Annotated in this window: 2 protein-coding genes; both read right to left on the reverse strand. The window is 73.2% G+C overall.

Annotated elements, in window-relative coordinates:
• Nucleotides 1–179: 179 nt before the first annotated feature.
• Nucleotides 180–659: a hypothetical protein gene (locus FMEAI12_RS35905; RefSeq protein ID WP_112109429.1), complete on the reverse strand. Its 480-nt coding sequence runs from the start codon at nucleotides 657–659 to the stop codon at nucleotides 180–182.
• A gap of 57 nt (nucleotides 660–716) precedes the next feature.
• The coding region (locus tag FMEAI12_RS35910) for a transposase (RefSeq protein ID WP_235015154.1) at nucleotides 717–1,117 on the reverse strand (401 nt) is incomplete at its 5' end.

Below are 1,117 nucleotides of genomic sequence, written 5' to 3' on the forward strand. Positions count from 1 at the left end.
GTGCTGGGCCGCGGCCGCCGGACCGGCACCCAACGGCCCCGGCCCAGCACCGGCCTCGCCGACGCCGCCACCGACCAGCGGTCTCACCCCCGTCCAGATCGGCGTGGTCCCGCTGTCCCCGCGCTGACCCGCAGGAATCGCCGCGCCGGCGTGGCCAGGGCGGATGTCTGATGCGGCGACTAGTCCCGGACGGCGCCCGCGAGCCACACGACGTGGACCGGCTTGTGCTGGCTTCGCGCGTACGCGACGACGTCCGCGGTGCCGGCGTAGTCGCGGGCGGGCTGGCCGTCCCAGACGGCGATCAGCTCGTCCACCTCGTCGACCAGGGCCTCGCTGGCTGCCATCAGCGCCGCCAGGTCCACCTCGGGCCCCGGCAGTGTGCGCACGCGCGTGGCGGCGGCGCGCAGGCGGTCGTAGTCCGCTCGGTGCTCCGGCGGCAGGAACTCCCGGTAGTCCCGCGCGGGCAGGACGGCCACAAGCCGGCCCCCGAGGCCGAGCACCAGGTCGGCGAAGACGCTGTCGGCGCCCTCGGCGAGGCAGCTCACACCGACCAGCTCAGCGGCCCGGTGCCGGCCCAGCAGGCGGCGCATCTCGGCGGTCGTGAACGTCTCGACCTCCGGCGACAGGACGCGGTGCCCGGTGATCCCCACGACGGCCATCTGTGCAGGCGCTCCTCTCACTCCGCTCCGTTGCACAAGAGCGCCGGATAGCGCCACTCATGCCGCCTCACCTTTCGGTGAGGCACCCCGGGTCTGACCGGTCTTGGCCGTGCCCGGTTCCCGCTTCACAGCCACCCGCCGCCGCGCCGGTGGTGCTGGCGCGTTGGTCTTACGGTCGGCTCCACGGGCTGTTTTAACGTCGCCGATGTACTCGCGGTCGACGAGCCGAGCCAGGTTGACCGCCGCGTTCTCGTCGCGGTCGATCACCAGCCCGCAGGACGGGCAGGAGAAGGTGCGGTCCGACAGTGTCAGGCTTGGGTTTCGCCAGCCACAGCCGGAACAGGTCTTCGAGCTGGGGGCACTGGTGGGCCGCCGGCGAGGTGCCCGCGGGTGCGGGTCCTTTTCCGGCGGCCCCCAGCCCGAACGACGCATGCGACTTTCACCGCACGTCGCTCTCC

Source organism: Parafrankia sp. Ea1.12 (assembly GCF_900465275.1).
GTDB lineage: Bacteria > Actinomycetota > Actinomycetes > Frankiales > Frankiaceae > Parafrankia > Parafrankia soli.